This is a genomic window from Oleiphilus sp. HI0079, assembly GCF_001635105.1.
The window spans coordinates 1-609 of the sequence record NZ_LWFT01001401.1 but is presented as its reverse complement, the minus strand read 5'-3'; the positions used below and the strand labels follow the sequence as shown (position 1 = coordinate 609).

At 46.8% G+C, this 609-nt stretch carries 1 protein-coding gene; it reads right to left on the bottom strand.

Annotated elements, in window-relative coordinates; genetic code table 11:
- Positions 1-395: nitroreductase family protein (locus A3750_RS24170; RefSeq protein ID WP_156498912.1), on the bottom strand; the 395-nt coding region annotated here is incomplete at its 3' end.
- Between the last annotated feature and the right edge of the window lie 214 nt (positions 396-609).

Here is a 609-nt window from a genome sequence, read left to right as displayed (position 1 = left end):
TGAAGCGCAATCAATATGTGTGCTAATCCCGATGCGACGGATTGCTCTTGCTCAAAAACAGGCACTTTTGGATGCTCAATGTTTTTTGATATTGCTACAAGAACCAATGGCGCGCGCAACGGCATTGCTCGACATTTTTCTAACTTCGCATCTGAAGCCGACGGATCGCTTCGCTGAGCAGCGTGGGCAAAAATCTCTCCAAGCTCCTCTCGACGTTCTCCTTCAACTAAAAGATAACGAGCTGGCCTAAGAACCTTATGATCAGGAGCGCGCATCGCCGTCATGAGAATCCGCTTTAAAAGCGCACCCTCCGGCGCTGGAGACTCAAGCCTCGGATACGAGACTCGCGTATGCAAAAGCTCAAGAACATCGCTAGATAATGACATTTCGCTCATAGCGCTCGGGTTCCTCAGAAAAATTGTGTATAAAAAATGGAGGTGCTACTCTAGCTCTCGAAAAATCGGACGTGCCTTAACGTGAACCATAAGGTGCGACTAGACCTTATAGTACAAAATAAATATCGCAGTCTGAACCGATAACACATGAGATACCAAAGAATTTTCAGCGCAAACACCTCGCGCTACCGGTAAACAAAAATATGCCCAACAC